The sequence below is a fragment of the Sphingopyxis sp. 550B genome, from assembly GCF_057401805.1.
On record NZ_CM171610.1, the window covers coordinates 569,684 to 590,128 of the forward strand.

The 20,445-nt window shown below is 68.0% G+C and carries 17 protein-coding genes; 2 read left to right on the plus strand and 15 right to left on the minus strand.

The window, feature by feature from the left end; all coding sequences use genetic code 11:
* Positions 1 to 42 precede the first annotated feature (42 nt).
* The 6 genes from AC2S9W_RS02670 to AC2S9W_RS02695 are packed head-to-tail and all read right to left on the minus strand — an operon-like array spanning position 43 to position 4,172.
* Complete coding sequence (locus AC2S9W_RS02670) at positions 43 to 672, minus strand: MarC family protein (RefSeq protein ID WP_067107249.1); 630 nt, start codon at positions 670 to 672, stop codon at positions 43 to 45.
* Complete coding sequence (locus AC2S9W_RS02675; RefSeq protein WP_286749485.1) at positions 669 to 1,349, minus strand: hypothetical protein; 681 nt, start codon at positions 1,347 to 1,349, stop codon at positions 669 to 671. The genes AC2S9W_RS02670 and AC2S9W_RS02675 overlap by 4 nt, the downstream gene beginning before the upstream one ends.
* The gene (gene folD, locus AC2S9W_RS02680; protein WP_286749518.1) at positions 1,349 to 2,248 is read right to left on the minus strand and encodes a bifunctional methylenetetrahydrofolate dehydrogenase/methenyltetrahydrofolate cyclohydrolase FolD; all 900 of its coding nucleotides are present in this window, start codon (positions 2,246 to 2,248) and stop codon (positions 1,349 to 1,351) included. The genes AC2S9W_RS02675 and folD overlap by 1 nt, the downstream gene beginning before the upstream one ends.
* Positions 2,248 to 2,547, minus strand: a complete 300-nt coding sequence (locus AC2S9W_RS02685) for a YggT family protein (protein ID WP_067107243.1) — start codon at positions 2,545 to 2,547, stop codon at positions 2,248 to 2,250. The genes folD and AC2S9W_RS02685 overlap by 1 nt, the downstream gene beginning before the upstream one ends.
* A 45-nt stretch (positions 2,548 to 2,592) precedes the next feature.
* On the minus strand, positions 2,593 to 3,501 hold the full coding sequence (gene argB / locus AC2S9W_RS02690; RefSeq protein ID WP_404950385.1) for an acetylglutamate kinase: 909 nt from the start codon (positions 3,499 to 3,501) through the stop codon (positions 2,593 to 2,595).
* Positions 3,498 to 4,172, minus strand: coding sequence for a queuosine precursor transporter (locus AC2S9W_RS02695; RefSeq protein WP_067107241.1), 675 nt, complete (start codon positions 4,170 to 4,172; stop codon positions 3,498 to 3,500). Before AC2S9W_RS02695 ends, argB begins: the two co-directional genes overlap by 4 nt.
* 126 nt (positions 4,173 to 4,298) lie before the next feature.
* Between AC2S9W_RS02695 and AC2S9W_RS02700 the strand changes: the two genes are divergently transcribed.
* Positions 4,299 to 5,549, plus strand: a complete 1,251-nt coding sequence (locus tag AC2S9W_RS02700) for a NupC/NupG family nucleoside CNT transporter (protein WP_067107239.1) — start codon at positions 4,299 to 4,301, stop codon at positions 5,547 to 5,549.
* Between the two features lie 205 nt (positions 5,550 to 5,754).
* Here AC2S9W_RS02700 and AC2S9W_RS02705 read toward each other — a convergent pair whose 3' ends face one another.
* The 7 genes from AC2S9W_RS02705 to AC2S9W_RS02735 all read right to left on the minus strand — a co-directional run bounded on the left by AC2S9W_RS02705 (position 5,755) and on the right by AC2S9W_RS02735 (position 12,994).
* A complete protein-coding gene (locus AC2S9W_RS02705; protein WP_286749484.1) occupies positions 5,755 to 6,897 on the minus strand; it encodes an epoxide hydrolase family protein in 1,143 nt (380 codons plus the stop codon).
* A gap of 19 nt (positions 6,898 to 6,916) precedes the next feature.
* Entirely contained in the window at positions 6,917 to 7,408 is a 492-nt protein-coding gene (locus tag AC2S9W_RS02710; RefSeq protein ID WP_286749483.1) for a hypothetical protein, read from the minus strand.
* Positions 7,409 to 7,471: 63 nt separating this feature from the next.
* A complete protein-coding gene (locus AC2S9W_RS02715) occupies positions 7,472 to 9,112 on the minus strand; it encodes a cation:proton antiporter domain-containing protein (RefSeq protein ID WP_486571594.1) in 1,641 nt (546 codons plus the stop codon).
* 109 nt (positions 9,113 to 9,221) lie between these two features.
* Positions 9,222 to 11,036 carry an ABCB family ABC transporter ATP-binding protein/permease gene (locus AC2S9W_RS02720; protein ID WP_286749481.1) on the minus strand — a complete coding sequence of 605 codons (1,815 nt, stop codon included), beginning with the start codon at positions 11,034 to 11,036 and terminating at the stop codon, positions 9,222 to 9,224.
* Positions 11,037 to 11,127: 91 nt separating this feature from the next.
* The gene (locus tag AC2S9W_RS02725) at positions 11,128 to 11,712 is read right to left on the minus strand and encodes an LptA/OstA family protein (RefSeq protein WP_067113226.1); all 585 of its coding nucleotides are present in this window, start codon (positions 11,710 to 11,712) and stop codon (positions 11,128 to 11,130) included.
* Positions 11,709 to 12,347: an LPS export ABC transporter periplasmic protein LptC gene (locus AC2S9W_RS02730; protein WP_486571595.1), complete on the minus strand. Its 639-nt coding sequence runs from the start codon at positions 12,345 to 12,347 to the stop codon at positions 11,709 to 11,711. The genes AC2S9W_RS02725 and AC2S9W_RS02730 overlap by 4 nt, the downstream gene beginning before the upstream one ends.
* A 29-nt stretch (positions 12,348 to 12,376) precedes the next feature.
* Positions 12,377 to 12,994, minus strand: a complete 618-nt coding sequence (locus AC2S9W_RS02735; protein ID WP_067186362.1) for a ribonuclease D — start codon at positions 12,992 to 12,994, stop codon at positions 12,377 to 12,379.
* Positions 12,995 to 13,254: 260 nt separating this feature from the next.
* On the opposite strand from AC2S9W_RS02735, the gene AC2S9W_RS02740 reads away from it, so the two are divergent.
* Positions 13,255 to 14,007, plus strand: a complete 753-nt coding sequence (locus AC2S9W_RS02740; RefSeq protein ID WP_067113233.1) for a cold-shock protein — start codon at positions 13,255 to 13,257, stop codon at positions 14,005 to 14,007.
* A 294-nt stretch (positions 14,008 to 14,301) separates the two neighbouring features.
* On the opposite strand, the gene AC2S9W_RS02745 is transcribed toward AC2S9W_RS02740, so the two are convergent.
* The gene (locus tag AC2S9W_RS02745) at positions 14,302 to 18,534 is read right to left on the minus strand and encodes a hypothetical protein (protein ID WP_486571596.1); all 4,233 of its coding nucleotides are present in this window, start codon (positions 18,532 to 18,534) and stop codon (positions 14,302 to 14,304) included.
* A gap of 3 nt (positions 18,535 to 18,537) precedes the next feature.
* A complete protein-coding gene (locus tag AC2S9W_RS02750; protein WP_486571597.1) occupies positions 18,538 to 20,442 on the minus strand; it encodes a hypothetical protein in 1,905 nt (634 codons plus the stop codon).
* Between the last annotated feature and the right edge of the window lie 3 nt (positions 20,443 to 20,445).

Consider the following 20,445-nt stretch of genomic DNA (forward strand, 5'->3'; position numbering starts at 1 on the left):
CGTCCGGCCTCCCGCGCTTCGGGATGCCGGGCGGGGCCTGCGTCAGGCCAGCGTCGGGAAGCTCGCCTTCAGCCCGTCGATCACGAACTGCGCGGCAAGCGCGGCGAGCAGCACGCCGAGAAGGCGCGTGATCACCGCCTCGCCCTTGTTGCCGATCAGCCGCATCATCGGCCCCGCCATCAGCAGCGCCGCCAGCGTCAGCAGCAGCACGAGCAGCAGCGCGGCAAAGATCACCAGCGCGCGGTCGAGCCCGTTGTTCTGCGCGACGAGCAGCATCACCGATGCGATCGAGCCGGGACCCGCAAGCATCGGCATCGCCATCGGGAACACCGACACATCGTCGACCTCGGCCGCGGCCTTCACTTTCTCGGCGCGTTGTTCGCGTCGTTCGGTGCGTTTCTCGAACACCATGTCGATGGCGATGATGAACAGCATGATCCCGCCGGCGATGCGGAAACTGTCGAGGTCGATGTGCAGGAAGCTGAGCAGCGCCTCGCCGAACATCGCGAAGAAGATCAGGATGCAGCCCGCGATCGCGACCGCGCGGAACGCCATCGAGCGCCGCTGCGCCGCGCCCGCGCCGGTCGTCAGGCTGGCATAGATCGGCGCGCAGCCGGGCGGGTCGATCACCACGAACAGCGTGACGAAGGCGGAGATGAAGAGGTCGATCATGCCGCCGCGCCGGGCGCCGCGACCACGTCGTCGACGACGGGCACCATCGCCTCGCCGTCCCAGAGGCGGATGGTGACGCGCCGCGACTTGTCCGGCCGGACGGTCGAGGCCCAGCTCATCGTCTGGTCGCGCGACAGGCCGACCGTGGTATCGTCGCCCTCACCGCCGGCCGCGATCCCCACCGCCGGGCGGGCGCCGCACGCCGCCTGCTTCGATGCGATGAACTCGGGCGCTTCGCGCGGCGCCGCCAGCCCGTCGCCATGGTCGAGCACCCAGCGCAGTTCGCCCTTCAACGGGTCGCGCAGCCAGACGGTGGTGTAATAGCCGGTGCTGCCGTCGGGCTGCTGCCACGCCCCGGTCGTCGCGCCGGCGCTGCCGTCGCAGCTCGAAAAGACCGCGTGCGGTTGCCAGCGGACCGACGCCGGCGGGTCGGCGCGCCCCTTGAGCCAGGCCTTCGCATTGACCCGCTCCGGCACGAACATCACCGCATCGGGCGCCGAGGTCTCGCGGAACGCCGTCCATTGCCCCTTGTCCTGCGCAAGCCGCGCGAAGGCCAGTTCGGCGGCGACGAAGCCGCTCGGATTGGGCGCGAGCGGCCGGTTCCGCATGTCGGACCCCGGCCCGGCGCAGGCGCCGAGCAGCGCGACCGCGGCGCCCGCGAGCCAGAGCCGCCGCATCAGAATCCCTCCGGATCGGCGAGGCCGGCGCGGCGGTGCGCCGCGACCAGCGTGTTGCGGAGCAGGCAGGCGATGGTCATCGGACCGACGCCGCCCGGCACCGGGGTTATCGCGTCGGCGACGGCGGCCGCCTCGGCATAGGCGACGTCGCCGACCAGCCGGCCCTTCGCCGCGCCGTCGGCGGGCGGCAGGCGGTTGATGCCGACGTCGATGACCACCGCGCCGGGCTTGATCCAGTCGCCGCGCACCATCTCCGGCCGCCCGACCGCCGCGACCACGATGTCGGCGCGGCGGACGAGCGCGGGCAGGTCCTTCGTGCGGCTGTGCGCGACGGTGACGGTGCAGTTGGCGCCGAGCAGCAGCGCCGCCATCGGCTTGCCGACCAGGATCGAGCGGCCGACGACGACCGCATCCTTGCCGCTGAGGTCGCCGAGCCGGTCCTGCAGCAGCAGCAGACAGCCATAGGGCGTGCACGGCACCATGCCGGCTATGCCGAGCGCGAGGCGCCCGGCGCTGACCGGGGTCAGCCCGTCGACGTCCTTGTCGGGATCGATCGTCGCCACCGCGCGCTGCTCGTCGAGATGGCCGGGCAGCGGAAGCTGGAGCAGGATGCCGTCGACCGCGTCGTCGGCGTTGAGCGAGGCGAGCAGCGCCTCGACCTCTTCCTGCGTCGCATCGGCGGGCAGGCGGTGCTCGAAGCTTTCCATGCCCGCGGCGACCGTCGCCTTGCCCTTCGAGCCGACATAGACCGCGCTCGCCGGATCGTCGCCGACGAGCACGACCGCCAGTCCGGGCGCGCGCCCGGTCGCGGCGCGGAACGCCGGCACCGCTTCTGCGATCCGGGCCCGCAGGCCCGCCGCGAACGCCTTGCCGTCGATGATGTGCGCCCCCGCCCCCATCACGCGAGCCCGTTGGTGTAGGCGAAGCGCGCGAGGTAGCCGAGCACCGGTCCCTGCAGGATGATGATCAGGATCAGCACCAGCATCGGCGTCAGGTCGATGCCCCCGAAATCGGGCATGATGCGGCGGAAGGGCCGGTAGAGCGGTTCGGTGATCCGGTCGAGCACCATCCACAGCTGGCCGACGAAATCATTGTGCGTGTTGATCACATTGAAGGCGATCAGCCACGACATCACCGCCTGCGCGATGATGAACCACCACAGGACCGTCAGCAGGATGTCGACGATCTGGAGGAGCATGAGAAGCAAGGCAGGGTCTCCGTCTAGAGGCGTTGGTCCGCTTTCTTAGCGGTGAATGAGCGTGCCCGCACCCCTTGCGGTGAAAATTTCGAGCAGCATCGCGTGCGGGATGCGGCCGTCGAGGATGACCGCCGCCTCGACCCCTGCGTCGACCGCCGCCAGGCAGGTGTCGACCTTCGGGATCATGCCGCCGGTGATCGTCGCATCGGCCTTCAGCGCCTCGATCCCGCCGCGGTCGAGATCGGTGAGCAGCGCGCCGTCCTTGCCCAGCACCCCGGCGACATCGGTGAGCAGGAAGAAGCGTTTCGCACCGAGCGCGCCGGCGATCGCCCCCGCCATGGTGTCGGCGTTGATGTTGTAGGTCGCACCGTCGGCGCCGAGCGCGACCGGCGCCACCACCGGGATGAAATTGTCGTTCGCCAGATTGGTCAGGATCGTCGGATCGACCGCCACCGGCTCGCCGACGAAGCCCAGGTCGACATGGCGCTCGATCCCCGAATTGGGGTCGGGTTCGGTCCGGCGCACCTTTTCGGCGAGGACGAGGTTGGCGTCCTTGCCCGACAGGCCGACCGCGCGGCCGCCGAGCCCGGCGATCCAGCCGACGATCTCCTTGTTGATCTTGCCCGCGAGTACCATTTCCGCGACCTCCGCGGTCGCGGCGTCGGTGACGCGCAGCCCGCCGACGAAGGTCGATTCGATCCCGAGCTGTTTCAGCATCCGGCCGATCTGCGGGCCGCCGCCATGGACGACCACCGGGTTGATCCCCACGGCTTTCAGCAGCACGACATCCTCGGCGAAGTCGCGCTGCGCCTCCGGATCGCCCATCGCATGGCCGCCATATTTGATGACGAAGGTCTGGCCGGCATAGCGTTGCAGATAGGGCAGCGCCTCGACGAGCGTTTCAGCCTTGGCAAGCAGGTCGGGCATTTTCGAAGGGTCGGTCATCGATATCATCCAGCGGTCTTTGCATCGAGGTTGCGGCCGAGAGCGACAAGGCCGGTGATCACGAACGGGATGACGAGCACCGACAGCGCGACCTTGGCGAGCATCTGGCCGCCCATCAGGTTCGCGATCGGAAACACGCCGTAAAAGGCAATGGTGACAAACAGCAGCGTGTCGACGATCTGGCTGAGCGCGCTGGCGATCGCGCCGCGGATCGCCAGCCACGTCGACGTGCCTGTCCCGACGCTGCCGCGCAGCCGGGAAAAGATGGTGACGTTCAGGAATTGCGACGTCCCGTAGGCGACGATGCCCGCCGCCATCAGGCGCGGGCTCTGCCCCAGGATCATGTCGAACGCCGCCAGCCGTTCGGGCTGCATTTCGGGCGACGCGGGAAGCGCGAGCACCAGCGCCGTCAGCATGATCGACAGCACCAGCGGGACGAACCCCCACAGCACCAGCCGATTGGCGACCGATTGTCCGTGCAGTTCGGACACCGCGCTCGACAGGGCGACCAGCAGCAGGAAGGCGAATATTCCGGCCTCGACCGCCAGCCAGCTTCCCAGCGCCACCTGCTTGTTCCCGAGCACGCCCGCCAGCACCACCATCCCGCCGTAGAGGATTGAGAACAGGAACAGCGATGGGGACAACGTGCGCGGCAACGCCGTCGATGTGGTATCGGTCATGCCGCCCGATAGTCGGTTTTGCCAGGACAGGGAAGGCCGAGAAACACGGCTCGGCGCGCGCCCCTTGCCCCGCCGCCAAAGCCCGCTAGACAGGCGAAACAACCTTGCGGGGGACGCACTCTATCCATGGAACGCCTGATCGGTCTGCTCGGCATCGTCGCATTGCTCGCGATCGCCGTGCTCTTTTCCTCGAACCGCCGCTGGATCCGCCTGCGCGTCGTCGTCCCCGCCTTCCTGCTGCAGGCGGGGTTCGCGCTGCTGGTGATCGGCACGCCGTGGGGGCGCGCGGTGATCCAGGCGATGTCGAACGGCGTTTCCAACCTGCTCGGCTATGCGAAGGCGGGCACCGACTTCATCTTCGGGCCGCTCGCCTCGCCCGAAATGGGCGCGAACAGTTTCGCCATCGCCGCGCTGCCGGTGATCATCTTCTTCGCATCGCTGATCTCGATCCTCTATTATCTCGGCATCATGCAGCTCGTGATCAAATGGGTCGGCGGCGCAATCCAGAAGGTGACGGGCATCACCAAGGTCGAGAGCCTGGGCGCCGCCGCGAACATCTTCGTCGGGCAGAGCGAAAGCCCGCTGGTCATCCGCCCCTATCTGGCCGGGCTGACGCCGTCGCAGCTCTTCACGGTGATGACCGTGGGGATGGCGGGGGTCGCGGGGACGATCCTCGGCGCCTATGCGAGCATGATCGGCGAGCAGCTGCTGCCCTATCTGCTCGCCGCGAGCTTCATGTCGGCGCCCGGCGGCATCCTGATGGCGAAGATCATGATGCCCGACGACCCCAGGGACATCGGCATCGAACCCGTGATCATGCCCGAGGCGAGCCATGACGAGGAGAAGCCCGCGAACATCATCATGGCGGCGGCGCAGGGCGCGCAGACCGGCGTCCGGCTGGCGGTCGCGGTCGGCGCGATGGTGCTCGCCTTCGTCGCGCTGGTCGCGCTGGCGAACGGGCTGCTCGCGGGGGTCGGCGGCTGGTTCGGCCAACCCGACCTGTCGTTCCAGGCAATCATCGGCGCGATCTTCCGCCCGGTAATGTGGCTGATGGGGGTGCCGTGGGACGAGAGCGCGTCGGTGGGCGGGCTGTTCGGCACCAAGGTCGTGCTCAACGAATTCGTCGCCTTCATCGACCTCGGCAAGATACAGGGCGGGCTGTCGGCGACCTCGGTGGCGATCGCGACCTTCGCGCTGTGCGGCTTCGCCAACTTCAGCTCGATCGCGATCCAGATGGCGGTGACCGGCGGCCTCGCCCCGAACCAGCGCCCGATGATCGCGCGGCTGGGCCTGAAGGCGCTGCTTGCGGGCAGCCTGTCGAACCTGATGTCGGCGGCGCTCGCCGGGCTGATGCTGTCCTTCACCGCGCCGCTGTAGCCGCCGCCGCGGCGCTCCACCGCCCCTCAAAGCATCGTGCGTTAAATCTGAACCGTTTGCCCTGAGCTTGTCGAAGCCTGTCCTGAGCGCCTGCAAGGCAGTCGAAGGGGGCCGTCCTTTCTTTCGGGGACGCAAGAAGAAGGACGGTGCTTCGACAAGCTCAGCACGAACGGCAGAAAGGGTGATGCCTCTTCCGAAAGGTGCATCAGAGCGTCATCAGGGCGAAGGCGGCGCGAAGCTCGGCGACGAACAGGCCCGGCTGTTCCCACGCCGCGAAATGACCGCCGCGGTCGAGTTCGTTCCAGTAGACGATGTTTCGGTAGCGCCCCTCGGCCCAGCGGCGCGACAGGCGCATGATCTCGTTCGGGAACAGGCTGCACCCGGTCGGCACGTCGATCGCGCCCGCCGCGAAGCTGCGGAAGCTGTGCCAGTAGAGCCGCGCCGAAGAGGCCGCGCTCGCGGTGAACCAATAGAGGCTGACCGTGTCGAGCATCGCTTCGCGCGACAGCGCCTTTTCGGGATGGCCGCCGACCGACTGCTCGCCCGGCCGGTGCCCGCAATCGGTCCAGCCGTGGAATTTCTCGACGATCCACGCCATCTGCCCGACGGGCGAATCGGTGAGCGCGTAGCCGATCGTCTGCGGCCGCGTCCCCTGCTGGGTCGCATAGCCATTGTCCTTGTCGCGATACCAGCCGAAGCGCGCGAGATAGCGTTTCTCCGCATCGGTGAGGTCGGCCATCGTCGCGGGATCGGGCTGGCCGACGACCATGTTGACGTGGATGCCGGCGCAATGGTCCGCATGATGCATGCCGAGCGCGCAGGTCACCGCGCTGCCCCAGTCGCCGCCCTGCGCGAAATAACGCTCGTAGCCGAGGGCGCGCATCAGCGCGTCCCACGCGGCGGCGATCCGCTCGACATCCCATTCCGCGACATCGGGCTTGCCCGAAAAGCCGTAGCCGGGCAGCGACGGGATCACGAGATGATAGTCGGCCGACAGCGGTTCGACGACGTCGAGGAATTCGAGCACCGACCCCGGCCAGCCGTGCGTCAGGACCAGCGGCCGCGCGGCGGGATTGGCCGACCGGACATGCAGGAAATGAATGTCGAGCCCGTCGATCGTCGCGAGGAAATTGGGCAACGCGTTGAGCCGTGCCTCGACCCCGCGCCAGTCGTGATGATCACGCCACCAGGCGGCAAGCTCCTGCGCATAGGCGAGCGGAACGCCCTGGTCCCAATCGGCGACGGTCTCCTTCTCCGGCCAGCGCGTGCGCGCGAGCCGGTCCCGCAGGTCGTCGATCGCGGCCTGCGGGACCGCGACGCGGAACGGACGGATATCCTGAACGTGCATGTTCCCCCCTCCCCCGATCCTAGGGCCGCGCCGGCGCCTTGCAACCGCGCTGAAGGCCGACGCCTTTCAGGAAGCCGCGCCGGACGGTGCCGGCATAGACCGCCTCGGCATAGCGCCGCCGTTCGGCATTGGCGCCCGTCACCTCGCCGATCAGTCCGCCGAAGGGGATGACCGAGCCGGCGACGGTGCCCGCGACGCGGCCGGCGGTTTCCTCGCGCTTCTTTGCCAGGCTCTTGTCGACGCGCTCGTTGACGTCGGGGCCGAGGACGGCGTTCAATTCCTTAACCTCGCGGATGATCGCCGCGCATTTGCCCAGACCGGCGAGCGAATAGGGGTTGTCCTGAATGGCCTTCAATTTCTCCGGCGCCTCCTTGCCGTCGAAGGGCTCGGTGACCGAATCGCCGGTCTTCTTGAGCGTCGGTTCGTCGGGCGCGCCCTGCTGCGCGAGCGCCGGCGCGGCGGACAGCGACAGCGCGGCGGCGGCGAATGCGAAAACCCCGGCCTTGAGCATGACATGATCTCCACTGATGTTTCGACCGATCAACGCGCGAAGGCGCGATTCGGCTCCCGCCTCCTATCCGCGCGCGCGCAGCGCCCGCTCGGCCATCCGCGCGGCGGTTTCGCGTTCGGCCATCACGACATGATCGGCGCCGCGGCGCACGAGATCATCGACCTCTTCGTCCGAATGCGCGCGCGCGACGATCAGTAGCTTCGGATTGATCGCGCGCGCGCGCCGCACGATCGCGCCCGATTCGACCCCCTCGGGGATCGCGATCAGCAGCGTCGCGGCGGTGTCGATCCGCGCCTGGCGCAGCACGCCCTCGCTCGCGGCGTTGCCGACGATCACGATCGCCCCCGCCTCGACGGCCGCCGCGGCGCGGTCCTTCTGGTCCTCGATCACCGTCAGCGCCTCGCCGCGCCCGCACAGCAGCGTGCCGATATGGCTGCCGACGCGGCCGTAGCCGATCAGCACCGTGCGCGCCGCCTCGCGTTCGGGCGGGGGCGAATCGGGGGCATCGGGCGGCGCCTCCGCTTCCTCGCCGCGCGTCCACCGGATCGCGAGCGTGAAGACGAGCGGGTTGAAGAGGATCGAGAGGATCGATCCCGCGAGGATCAGGTCGCGCGCCGCGTCGGGCATGACTTTCAGCCCGACGCCGAGCGAGGCGAGGATGAAGGAGAATTCGCCGATCTGCGCGAGGCTGGCGGCGATGGTCAGCGCGGTCTGGTTCGAATGGCCGAAGGCACGCACGATCCCCCACGCCGCCGCCGACTTGCCGACCATGATGATCGCGACGGTGGCGATTAGCGGTCCCGGCTGTTCGAGGATCACGCGGGGGTCGAACAACATGCCCACCGACACGAAGAACAGAACCGCGAAGGCGTCGCGCAGCGGCAGCGTCTCCTCCGCCGCGCGGCGCGAAAGCTGCGTTTCGCCCAGGATCATCCCGGCGAAGAAGGCGCCGAGCGCGAAGGATACGTCGAAGATCACCGCCGCGCCGAAGGCGACGCCCAGCGCGATCGCCAGCACCGACAGCCGGAACAGCTCGCGCGACCCCGAATGCGCGACCCAGTGCAGCACCGCGGGCAGCACCCGCCGCCCGAACACGAGCATCAGCGCGACGAAGCCCGTCACCTTGAGCAACACGATCGCGGTCGAGCGCAGCAGCCCCATCGCGTTCGCCTCGTCGCCGCGCGAGCCGAGCATCGCGGGGAGCAGCACCAGCGCCAGCACCATCGCCAGATCCTCGACGATCAGCCAGCCGACCGCGATCCGCCCCCTTTCGGTCTCGATCAGGTCCTGCGCCTGCATCGCGCGCAGCAGCACCACGGTGCTCGCGACCGACAGCGCGAGGCCGAAGATCGCGCTGCCGGCGAACGGCCAGCCGAGCCACAGGCCCAGCGCGATGCCGAGCGCGCTGGCGACCGCGATCTGGACGATCGCCCCGGGCACCGCGATCCCGCGCACCGCGAGCAGGTCCTTGAGCGAGAAATGCAGTCCGACCCCGAACATCAGCAGGATCACGCCGATCTCGGCCAATTGAAGCGCCAGTCCGGTGTCGGCAACGATTCCCGGCGTGAACGGTCCGACGATCACCCCGGCGAGCAGATAGCCGACGATCGGCGCGACGCGCAGCCGATGCGCGAGCGCACCCATCAGGAACGCCACGCCGAGCCCGGCGACGATGGTTCCGATCAGGCTGGTGTCGTGCGGCATGGCCCAGCCTAAAGGGCGGCGCGGCGGCCGGTCAAGCAACTCAAGTGATTCCGTTGCGATTGGGCGGAAAGCCCACGGCAAGGCATCGATGTCGCTTCGGATATCGGCCCTAGACCGTCCCCTCTTCCTTCTCCGCCTGCTGGCGCGCCCACATGTCGGCGTAGAGCCCGCGCATCGCCAGCAGCTGGTCGTGCGTCCCGGTTTCCGCCACCCGCCCCTTTTCGAGCACGATGATGCGGTCGGCACCCGTCACCGTCGACAGGCGGTGCGCGATGACCAGCGTCGTGCGCCGTTCGGCGATGCGGTCGAGCGTCGCCTGGATCGCCGCCTCGGTCCGGCTGTCGAGCGCGCTCGTCGCCTCGTCGAGGATCAGCACCGGCGGGTTCTTGAGCAGGGTGCGCGCGATCGCGACGCGCTGCTTTTCGCCGCCCGACAGCTTGAGCCCGCGCTCGCCCACCTCGGTGTCATAGCCTTGCGGCAGCAGCGCGATGAAGCCGTCGATCGCCGCGCCCTCGGCCGCCGCAGCGATCGCTTCGGCGCTCGCACCCTCGCGGCCGTAGGCGATATTGTAGCCGATGCTGTCGTTGAACAGCACCGTATCCTGCGGGACGATGCCGATCGCAGCGCGCAGGCTGGCCTGCGTGACCTGCGCGATATCCTGTTCGTCGATCAGGATACGCCCCTGCTGCGGATCGTAGAAGCGGAACAGCAGCCGCGCGATCGTCGACTTGCCCGCCCCCGACGGCCCGACGATCGCCAGCGTCTCGCCCGCCCCGACCGCGAAGCTGACCCCGTTCAGGATCGTGCGGTCGGGTTCGTAGCCGAAGACGACATTGTCGAACGTCACCGCGCCGCCGGCCACCACCAGCGGCCAGGCATCGGGGGCATCGGCGATCTCCGGCGGGGTGTCGATCAGGCGGAACATCGCCTCCATGTCGATCAGCCCCTGGCGGATGACGCGATAGACCATGCCGAGCATGTCGAGCGGGCGGAAGAGCTGCGCGAGCAGCGTGTTCACCAGCACCACATCGCCAACCGCGAACTGCCCCTTCGACCAGCCCCACACCGTATAGGCCATCGCCCCCGCCATCGCCGCGTTGGTGATCAGGCTCTGCCCGACGTTGAGCCAGGCGAGGCTGTTCTCGCTCTTCACCGCGGCGCGCGCATATTGGTCGGCGACGTCGCGATAGCGCGCCGCCTCGCGCGCCTCGGCGCCGAAATATTTGACCGTCTCGTAATTAAGCAGGCTGTCGACGCTGCGACCGACGGTCAGCGTGTCGAGATCGTTCATCCGCGTCCGCAGCGCGTTGCGCCAGTCGGTGACGCGGCGGGTGAAGACGATATAGACGACGACCATCAGCGCGGTCGCGCCCGCGAGGCCGAAGCTGAACTTGCTCCAGAAGATGACGAGCACCGCGACCAGCTCGATCAGCGTCGGCGCGATGTTGAACAGCAGGAAATAGAGCATCGTGTCGATGCTCTTGGTCCCGCGCTCGATCACCTTCGTCACCTCGCCGGTGCGCCGCGCGAGGTGGAAGCGCAGCGACAGCGCGTGAAGATGGGTGAAGGTCGCGGTCGCCAGTTCGCGCGTCGCGTCCTGCCCGACGCGCTCGAAGACGACGTTGCGCAGATTGTCGAACAGCACGCCCGCGAAGCGCGCGCCGGCATAGGCGAGCACCAGCCCGATCGCGAGCGCCACGCCTTGCTCCATCCCCGGCGCCATGCGGTCGATCGCGGCGCCGTAGAGGAAGCCCATCGAAAGCTGCACGCCCTTCGACGCGAGCACGATCAGCGCGGCGAGGACGATGCGCACCTTGTGCCCGCGATGCCCCGCCGGCCACAGATAGGGCAGGAAGCGCTTCAGCGTCGCAAGAACGGGTGGTTCGCGTGCCGCATCGGCAGAGGAGATCGTGTCGGGCGGCATGAATGCCCCATGTAGGGGCGCGGGGCGCGAACGCCAAGGCACGGATAAACCGCCCTCCCTTCCCGGAAGGGGGCTCCGCCGGCTTGCCCGGTTACTGCCCCTTGCGCTCCGGCACGGTGAAGGTGCCGGTCACGCGGCCGCCAGTGCCGCCCTGCACCGCATTGCCGTCGGGGCCGCGCGCGGCGCCGCGGCCGTCGACGGTCGCGCGCCCCGAATTGAGGTCGATCAGCAGCCGCCCGCCCGACAGGCGGTTGCCACGCTGGCGCAACTCGACATTGCCGACCATCGTGATCAGCCGCCGGTCGAGGTCGTAGATGGCAACATTGCCCTTCGCGGTTTCGTCGCCCTTGGTCACGGTGACGCCGCCGGTCGCGTCGAGCCGGTTGACGTCGGTGCCGCCCTGCCGCGTGTAGGCGACGGTCATGCGCGGCGCGGTGACGGTCAGCCCGGCCTGCGTCACGCGGACATTGCCGGCGAGGACGACGCGGTCGGCGCGATCCTGCACCTCGATGCTGCCGGCCGAGAAATCGACGGGGGCGCCGCTGTTGTGATTCGCGAGCGCCTGCGCATGCGCGGCGCCGCCGCCCTGCCCCGCGGCGAGGATGGCAAGGCTGGTCAGCGCGAAGCTCGCGCCGCCGAGCGCGAAACCCTTCCAGCCGGATGACGGACGGTTCATTTGAGCACTCCCTGGTTGATCCTCAGCCGCGCGTTGCCCGACAGGCGCACGATCCGCCGGTCCAGATCGGCATAGAGTTCATCGGCGGAGAAATGACCGATGTTGAGCGTCCCGTCGACCCCCGATCCGCCGGCGAGGCTGCGGTTCTTGAGGTCGATCGCGACGCCCTGCGCATCGATCCGATAGCCGTCGGCGCTCTTGACCTGCACGAGGCCGGGCACCGACACCTTTTCGCTGTCCATGTCGTATTGCGCCTGCCGCGTGGCGATCGTCGCGGGCCCGTCGGCGAGGCGGATCGCACCCGACAGGTCGGTCATCCGCACGATCGGCTCGGCGCTCGACTTCTGCACCGCGCTGCCCGCGACCAGCGCGAAAGGCTGTCCCTTCGCATCCTGTCCGCGATATTCGGCGCGCGTCACGCGCATCCGTTCCTGCGCCACCTCGACCTTGTCCTTGGCGAGCAGGAAGCTCACCTCGGCGCGCTGGGTGAAGGGAGAGAAGACGAGCACCGCGGCGATGACGCCGATGACGACCGGCAGCGCGAAGCGCAGCAGGCGCACGACGCGGTCGTGGTTCGACCCGCGCGCCGCCCACATGCGGCGCATCGTGCGATCAAGGTCGGCGCGTTCGGACATGGCTCAGCCGGCTCGCTCGCTCATCGTCATCACGTATGCGCGAAGATGTCGACCTCGGGCCAGCCCGCGAGGTCGAGCGCCGCGCGCGCCGGCAGGAAGTCGAAACAGGCCTGCGCCAGTTCGGTACGCCCCTCACGCGCGAGCCGCGCGTCGAGCACGGTCTTCATCGCGTGGAGAAAGCGCACGTCGCTCGCGGCATAGTCGCGCTGCGCCTCGGTCAGTTCGGCGGCGCCCCAGTCGCTCGACTGCTGCTGCTTCGACACTTCCTGCCCCAGCAGTTCGCGCACCAGTTCCTTGAGCCCGTGGCGGTCGGTGTAGGTGCGCACCAGCTTCGAGGCGATCTTGGTGCAATAGACGGGCGCGGTGACGACCCCCAGCGCATGCTGCAGCGCGGCGATGTCGAAACGCGCGAAATGAAAGAGCTTCAGGCGGCCGGGGTCGGTCAGTATCGCCTTCAGCACCGGCGCGTCATAGGCGCTGCCGGGGCCGAAGCGGACGAGATGCTCGTCGCCCGAACCGTCGCTGATCTGGACGAGGCACAGCCGGTCGCGCAGCGGGTTGAGCCCCATCGTTTCGGTATCGATCGCGACGGCGCCGGGCCCCAGCACGCCTTCGGGCAGGTCTTCTTCGTGGAAATATACGCTCATGCGCCCGCCTTAGGCGAAGCGGCCGCGTCGCTCAATGACTGGTTTGCGCGGCCGCGCCGGGCTTTCCGCGTCGCGCGGCAAAGCGTGCGAAACCGGGCACCGACGCCGTGCATTTTCTGTTCGCAGAAGCCATTCATATAGGCTATATATTGCGCCGCAAGCGGCACGGGACGAGTCTGTGCTCATGGTGAACTGCGTCCCCGTCCGGCGCAATGAGCCGGTAAATGGGGTGTGGACGAACCGAAAGCGACTACTAAGCAATGAGTTTCAACAAGGATCGCCGCGGCCATCGGGGACGCGGCAAGCGCGATGACTTCGGCAATTTCGACAGTTTCGAACCGGCGCCCTACAGCGGCGACAGCTATGGCGGCGGCCGTGGCGGGTTCGGCGATCGGGATCGCGGTGGTTTCGGCGGTGGTGACCGCGGCGGATTCGGCGGCGGCGATCGCGGCGGCTTCGGCGGCGGACGCGGTGGCGGCATGCCCGCGCAGGTCGTCGGCGAGGGCCAGGGCCAGGTGAAATTCTTCAACCCGGCAAAGGGATTCGGATTCATCGCACGCGACGACGGCGGCGAGGACGTGTTCGTCCACATCAGCGCGGTCGAGCAGGCGGGGCTGCAAGGGCTCGCCTCGGGCCAGCCGCTCGGCTTCACGCTCGTCGAGCGCAACGGCAAGGTGTCGGCGATCGACCTCAAGATCGAGGGCGAACCGATGCCGGTCGAGGAATTCGCGCCGCGGCGCGACGATCGCGGCGGCGAGCGCCCCGGCGGCGCGCGCGGTCGGCGCCAGCTTACCGGCGAGCGCACGTCGGGCACGGTCAAGTTCTTCAACACGACCAAGGGATTCGGCTTCATCGCGCGCGATGATGGACAGGCCGACGCCTTCGTCCACATCAGCGCGGTACAGCGCGCCGGCATGGCCGGCCTCGAAGAGGGCGACCGCGTCGCCTTCGACATCGAGGTCGACGATCGCGGCAAGTTCGCGGCGGTCAACCTCCAGCCCGCAAGCGAATAAGCCTTCGCCACAGCGAAACGACGAAAGGGCGGCCTGCGGGCCGCCCTTTTGCGTTTCGGGGCTCCTCGCTGGCGGGTCTTGCGCGGAGCATATAGAGCGATGACTTTGGATTGACCCGCTTCGTCATTGCGAGCGGAGCGAAGCAATCCAGGGCGGTTTACGCGACTCTGGATTGCCGCGCGGCTTCGCCGCTCGCAATGACGAACTCAACCGATGTCATCATGCTCTAAATCTGCGCCGTTTCGATCGGGTGAGTCAGATATAGGGCTCGACGCTCCAGCTCGGACCCCGGCCCTAATCGCCCCAGCGCAGCGGCGGGCGCCAGCCCGCTTCGTCGACCGCGTCGCTGACCTTGTAGACCAGGCCCTTGCCGTTGAGGAACAGCTTCTCCATCTCGGGCCGGGTGAAGGGGCGCGAGCCGATGCGGCCGAAGATCGCGATCTGACCGCCGCTTTCATCGACCGCGCGGTCGCGGTCGAGCCCCTTCGACAGCGCGAGCGCGGGCGCCGGCGTCTTCGCCCACGCGATCAGCTCGGGCGTCGGCTTCGGCGAGAAGCCGTAGAGGCCCGGATTGTCGGGGCTGGTGAGCTGGAGCACCTTGATGCCGTTCCGCCCGTCGGCGACATAGGCGAAGAGTGAGGCGTTGGTCGATCCGACGATGACGTCCTCGGCATCGCTCATCGCGCCGCCGAAGGTCAGCCCCGGCCACGCGACCGGCGCCGCAGGCCGCGTCACGTCGACGATCACCAGCCCGTCCTGCTTCGCCGCGACATACAGATAGGTGCGCGCGACATAGAGCTTGCGCGCATCGGCGAGCCGCACCGTCCCTTCGGGCACCGGCACCGGCCGGTCCATGCGGGTGATGTCGAACAGCTTCACCCCCTCGGCATCGCTCACCCACAGATAGCGGAACTGCGCCGCGCTGGCGCGCGCGCCGGTCAGCGGCAGCCGCGCCGTCACCTTCGGTTCGAGCGGCGTCGACAGGTCGACCACGACGAGCCCGCTGTCGGCGGCGATATAGGCGTGGTCGCCCGCCAGCGTCACGTGCCGCGCCCCTGCAAGCAGATTGTCGGGGTTCCAGGTCAGCGCCCGCGACAGCTTGTTGTTGCGGAACTCGCCGTCGGCCAGCGTGTCGATGTCGACGAGGATCAGCCCCTCGACGCTGTCGGTGACGACCGCATAGCGATAGAGCGGGTGCAGCGCCTGCTCGTGATTCTGCGGGAAGTGCTTCCGGATGAAATCGTTGCGTTCCATGCTGATCGGCTGGTTGGTGCCGATCGCCATGCAGGTCGCATTGCGGGTCTTCACATGCGTGTCGTGGCCGAGCGGCGAGAAGGGCGCGCGCGTGATGCGTTCGGAAAAGCCCTTGTTGCCGATCGAGGCGACGTCATAGACGCGGAAACCGCCCTTGCCCTCTGCCACGAACATATATTCGCCGCGCTGCTGGAGGCAGTTCACCCGGCCGCTCGTCCCCTGCACGATATTGCGGAATTCCTCGAGTGCGCGGCTCTCGCCCGACCCCTTGCCGTCGAAGGCCTTGCCGCGCACCCAGTTCTTCAGTTCGCGCCCGTTCCGTTCGACGTGCAGGCGCCAATAGTCGGGATAGGCGTATTTCTGCAGATAGCTGCCGATCACCGCCTGCGGCTCGTCCCATTCGGTGACGCGCGTCGCCTGGAAACCGTCCTCCAGCCCCGACCAGACGTTGAGCCCGACGAAGTTGACGAAATTGGTGCCCATCAGCAGCAACTGCGACATGATCGCATTATTGTCGTCGGCCGCCGACAGGTGGCAGTCGGTGCATTGCTTGGTTTCCTGGCGGCGGACCGTGTGCGGGAAGTGCGGCGCGAAGGCCTGGCTGGAGAAGCCCGCGGCCGAGATCGGCGGCTGCTGTACATAGATGCGCTCGCGATTGACGTTGGTCGACGACAGGATCAGCGCCGACGACGAGCGCACCGGCGCGATGATACCGCGCGGGTTGCCGTCGGCGTCGGGTTCACCCGGCTTGGTGAGCTGGTGCCGGCCGAGCTGGAACATCTCGTCGCGCGCCACCTGCGGGTTGTAGGTGGCGAAGTTCCGCGATTCCTCCCCTTCGAAATGGTGCGAGCTGGTCTTCCAGTTCGCCTCGATCGGCAAGTGGCAGCCGCCGCAGCTCGTCGTCCACGACAGGTGGCAGGTGAAACAGGTCATGCGGTCGTCGCCATGCGCGCGATCGGCCTTTGCCACCCCCGGCCCCCAGGCGAAGCTGCCGTCGTCGGCGCCCGACCGCGACATCAGCTTGGCGCGCGCCGCCTTCGCGTTGAAATGCGGCCCCGGCGTCACCGCCTGCTTGACGAGGCTGACCTGCCATTCGAGCTTCGGATCGACGATCGAGCGCTGGATCAGGCCTGTCACCTCGCCGTCGTCGTCATAGCGGAATTCGAAGCGGCGCCGGCCATCGGGGTTGCGGAGCAGCGCAAGGTTGGTGCCCTGCGGCCGCGCCGCGACATTCGAGGTCAGCAGGTTGGGCAGCGCGTCGGCAGTACCGTGGCAATCCTTGCAACCGATCTCGATCGCATTGGCGACCTCGCCCTGGATATAGCCGTTGCCGTGCGAATCCTGCGCGAAATGGCAATCGGCGCACTGCATCCCCTTTTCGGCGTGGATATCCATCATGTGGACCGTCTTGCCAGGGTTGAGGCCGGGGGGCACGAACTTGCCCTCGACCCCCGGCCGGCCCGGATCGGCGCTCGCCAGGCAGAGGTCGCGCTGCTTCGCATCGCTGTAGCTCGCGCAGTTCTTGCGCCATTTCTCGGGATCGTTCGGGTCGACGATATGCGCCGTGTCGGTGCCGTAGGTCGCCATATTGCCCTCGGCATCGAGCAGATTGCCGTTGCGGTCGCGCTTGAAGACGCCACGGAAGTTCCAGCCGTGGCCGTGATAGTCGGCGAACTGCGTCACCCTGTTCGTGTCGTTGACGTCATAAACGTCGCGCAGGAACTCGACGTCGGACCACAGCCCGCGCGGCCCCGCCCCTTCCGGGTTGCGTTCGAGCGTCCGGTGCACCTCGGCCGCGGTCGGATAATGCTGTTGCTTGTAGAGGCGCTGATAGTCGGCGTCGCTCATCCCCGGCGGGCGCGGCGCGGTATTGTCCGGGCCGGGCCACAACTGCGGCGCGTCCGATTCATAGTCCCACATCGTGTAGCCGAGATAGGAATTCAGGAAGATGTTCGGCTGGTGCATGTGGCAGGTCATGCACTGCGAGGTCGGGATCGCGCGCGTGAAGGCGTGGGTCAGCGGATGCCCCGATTCGCCCCGCTCGCTCGCCGGGGCCGCCGGATCGATCAGCGCGCCGTGGCCGCCATCATGGCCGTCGCCTTCGGGCTTCGCCTTCTTGCCGGCGATCGTCGGGTCGATCGTCGCACTCTCTCCGTCGCGGCCATATGGGGCATAGATCAGGCTGTGCCGCGGTTCGCGGTCGTTGGCATAGACGACATGGCACCCCGCGCAGCCCGAATGGCGGTAGTCGCCGGGCTGGTCGTTGGTGCCCATGAACCACATATAGGGGTCGTTGAGACGCGTCTTGTGGATGTTGAGCACCGCGATCGCGACGCGCAGCCCGGTGCCCGGCCCGCGGTTCGACTGCTTGAGGTCGGGGCGCCCCGGCTCCTCGAGCCGCTGGATCTGCCCGGTCGAGTTGGGTAGCCCGACCTCGGCGAACTGGGTGCTGACGTTGCGCCCGCCGCGTTCGAAGACGCGGAACACGTCGCTGGGCGGCATGACGTTCCAGCGCGGCAGCGGATAGATTTTGACGAGCGCGCCGCGCTTCTTTTCCGCGTCGGTCAATATCTTGTCGAAACCAAAGTTCGGCTTGCACGCCTCCTTATACTCTTCGGCGGTCAGCAGCGAAGAGGGCGACAATAGGCAGGCCGCCACGCCCTCACGCGTATAGGCTTCCCCGAACAGCGAGTTCTTGAACGGCAGGATGCCGTTGTTGTAGGCACCGCCCGCCCAGAACATCGCCGCCGTCGCCATCAGCGACCGCTCGGCCGCCTCGATCGTCTCCTGATGGCAGGCACCGCACGCCTCGCGCGCGACGCGATAGTCGCTGGGATTGACGAAGCGGATAAACTCGGGCGCCTCCTTGTTGAGCAGCGTATAGCTGCGCTTCGGGTTCGCCGAGGTGTCGCCCCACGCGCCCGGCAGCGTCGGCTGCGGGTGGGCGCGCGCCATCACCGCCCGGTTGCGCGGATCGTCGTAGCCAAGGCGCGGGTCGCCGACCTGAGCCGCGTCGCCGCCGTGGCAGTCGGTGCAGCCGAGCCGCACCGCGGGGCTCGCGTGCATCGTCGGCCGGTCGGTGCGGACGTGGCAGCTGTAGCAGCCCTCCGACTTCGTCATCATCGCCGCCTCGCTCTGCTCGCGCGGAGCTGGCGGGGTGAAGCGATATTCGACCTTGACCGGCTTTTCCCCCTCGGACGCGCGCGCGGCATGCGGGCCGACCGCGAGCATCGTCAGCACGAAGGCGAAGAGGGCGAGGAGCGTACGGATCATCGGCTAGAAACTCAGCACCAGATTGGCGAGGATCGACACATAGGCATCGTCCCGCGCCTTGTTTTCGAACAGGTCCCTGAACCCCTTGCCGGGGAGCAGCACCGCGGCGCTCAGGCGCCCGACGATATTCTGCGTCGCCTTGGGCCGCCAGATGCCGGCGACCGACAGGTCCCAGCCGATGTCGGTCGGGATCGACCCTTCGCTGCGCAGCACCTGCAGCGTCGCGGTATCTTGGAACCACAGATGGTTGAAATTGGTGCTGACCCGCACCTCGGGCGACAGGTCGAAATCGCCCCCCGCGCCGACCAGGATCGTGCCGGGGTTGTTGAAGTTCGACTGTCCCTCTTCCTTCGACGAGCGCAGCGAATTGAGGATGCCGTTGCGACCGTTGATCGCGATCGCACGCCCGCCGCCCGCGAAGGGGATCGTCTGGCGGATCCAGTAGCTGGTATCGGCGCCGGCGAAGACCGGGTTTTCGAAGATCGCGTCGAAGCCGCCTTCGACGTCGTCATAGGGATCGCCGTCGCCCGTCGCGTAGAGGCCCGAGAGGCGGAACCGCATCCAGTCCTGATCGTAGCTGAGCTCGGCCGCCGCGAGCCCTGCGCGGATGCGGGCCGGGCGGCTGGTGAAGATGCTGTTGCGATCCCGTCCCAGCGCGGCATAGAGGCTGGCGGTCAGGTTGAGGCGCCCGATGCGCCCGTCGGCGCCATAGCCCAGATAGACGACGTCGTAGGACCGCCCGCGCAGATCGCCGAGCAGCGCCGGCCGCACCGGAAAGCCGTTATGGTCGATCTGGATGTCGCCGCGTTCGCGGTTGATGTTCCACGTCGCGCTGACTTGGCTGGTCAGGCCGACAAACGGGAAATCCTGCCGATAGAGATTGGCGGTGAGGACGAAATCGTCGCGCGGCGTCTGGGTGACGTCGTTGAGGCCGCTGTTGGTATCCTTTTCCAGCCGCCAGAAGGCCGCGAGATTATATTGGAAGCGGTTGTTGTCGCGATTGCCGAACAGCCGGATGCCGAGCTGGCTGTCGTTGAACAGGAAGCCGCGGAAATCGCTCTGGAACGGCTGGATGCCGACGCGGATCGAATGGAAGTCGTAGCGATCGCTGTCGTTGCCCAGATGCTTGTCGACGAAGGCTTCCTGCACCCCCAGGAACGCGTCGGTGCGATGGCTGGGCCGCGACGGACGCACGTCGAGCACGCGCCGTTCGGGCACGTCGACATGGTTGACATTATAGGCGAGCGTCAGGCGATATTCGACGTCGGGCGGCTTGAATGCGGTGTTGCCCTTGATCAGCGCGAAGCCGCCGATCAGCGTCTGCGACAGCACGACGCTGCGGTTCTTGCCGAACACATCGAGGCTGCCCGGGCGCGCCGACGTCTGGATGCCGTTCGGGATCGGGAAGGTGCGCGGTTCGACTACCGTGTCCGAAATCAGGTTGGCGACGAAGAACCAGTCGTCGCCCCGGATCGGCAGCCACTTCACCTTGTCACGGTCGATCGGCCGGTCGCCCTTCAGCGTGTTCTGGTGATAGGGGTCGAACCAGCGTTCCTTGACCACCCCCAGCGTCTCGATCAGCCGCCAGCGGTCGGGGATCGGAAGCTGATCCTCGATCCCCGGAAAGGCCTGCGGCGGCGGCGGCCGCAGCGCGCCGACATTGTCCTGGCTGGGTCGTTCGGGAAGGTCGGGGCGATAGCCCGGCCGGCGGCGCCCATCGAGAATCCGGGTGACGAGATCGTCGTCGAGCATTTCCTTCCATTCGACCGGCGGCGGGGGCGGCACCGGCTCCTCGGCCTGCACCTCGGCGGCGGACGGCGCGGGCGGCACCGAGGGCGGCTCGCCGCCGGGCGCGCCCTGTGCGGCCAGGCTGGCGACGATCGGCCAAAGGCTTGCCCCCGCGCTCACCGC

Bases quoted from the DNA above. Each gene is read 5' to 3' on its own strand.
- AC2S9W_RS02670 (WP_067107249.1), bottom strand. From the start codon at position 672: ATGATCGACCTCTTCATCTCCGCCTTCGTCACGCTGTTCGTGGTGATC.
- AC2S9W_RS02675 (WP_286749485.1), bottom strand. From the start codon at position 1,349: ATGCGGCGGCTCTGGCTCGCGGGCGCCGCGGTCGCGCTGCTCGGCGCC.
- folD (WP_286749518.1), bottom strand. From the start codon at position 2,248: ATGGGGGCGGGGGCGCACATCATCGACGGCAAGGCGTTCGCGGCGGGC.
- AC2S9W_RS02685 (WP_067107243.1), bottom strand. From the start codon at position 2,547: ATGCTCCTCCAGATCGTCGACATCCTGCTGACGGTCCTGTGGTGGTTC.
- argB (WP_404950385.1), bottom strand. From the start codon at position 3,501: ATGATATCGATGACCGACCCTTCGAAAATGCCCGACCTGCTTGCCAAG.
- AC2S9W_RS02695 (WP_067107241.1), bottom strand. From the start codon at position 4,172: ATGACCGATACCACATCGACGGCGTTGCCGCGCACGTTGTCCCCATCG.
- AC2S9W_RS02700 (WP_067107239.1), top strand. From the start codon at position 4,299: ATGGAACGCCTGATCGGTCTGCTCGGCATCGTCGCATTGCTCGCGATC.
- AC2S9W_RS02705 (WP_286749484.1), bottom strand. From the start codon at position 6,897: ATGCACGTTCAGGATATCCGTCCGTTCCGCGTCGCGGTCCCGCAGGCC.
- AC2S9W_RS02710 (WP_286749483.1), bottom strand. From the start codon at position 7,408: ATGCTCAAGGCCGGGGTTTTCGCATTCGCCGCCGCCGCGCTGTCGCTG.
- AC2S9W_RS02715 (WP_486571594.1), bottom strand. From the start codon at position 9,112: ATGCCGCACGACACCAGCCTGATCGGAACCATCGTCGCCGGGCTCGGC.
- AC2S9W_RS02720 (WP_286749481.1), bottom strand. From the start codon at position 11,036: ATGCCGCCCGACACGATCTCCTCTGCCGATGCGGCACGCGAACCACCC.
- AC2S9W_RS02725 (WP_067113226.1), bottom strand. From the start codon at position 11,712: ATGAACCGTCCGTCATCCGGCTGGAAGGGTTTCGCGCTCGGCGGCGCG.
- AC2S9W_RS02730 (WP_486571595.1), bottom strand. From the start codon at position 12,347: ATGTCCGAACGCGCCGACCTTGATCGCACGATGCGCCGCATGTGGGCG.
- AC2S9W_RS02735 (WP_067186362.1), bottom strand. From the start codon at position 12,994: ATGAGCGTATATTTCCACGAAGAAGACCTGCCCGAAGGCGTGCTGGGG.
- AC2S9W_RS02740 (WP_067113233.1), top strand. From the start codon at position 13,255: ATGAGTTTCAACAAGGATCGCCGCGGCCATCGGGGACGCGGCAAGCGC.
- AC2S9W_RS02745 (WP_486571596.1), bottom strand. From the start codon at position 18,534: ATGATCCGTACGCTCCTCGCCCTCTTCGCCTTCGTGCTGACGATGCTC.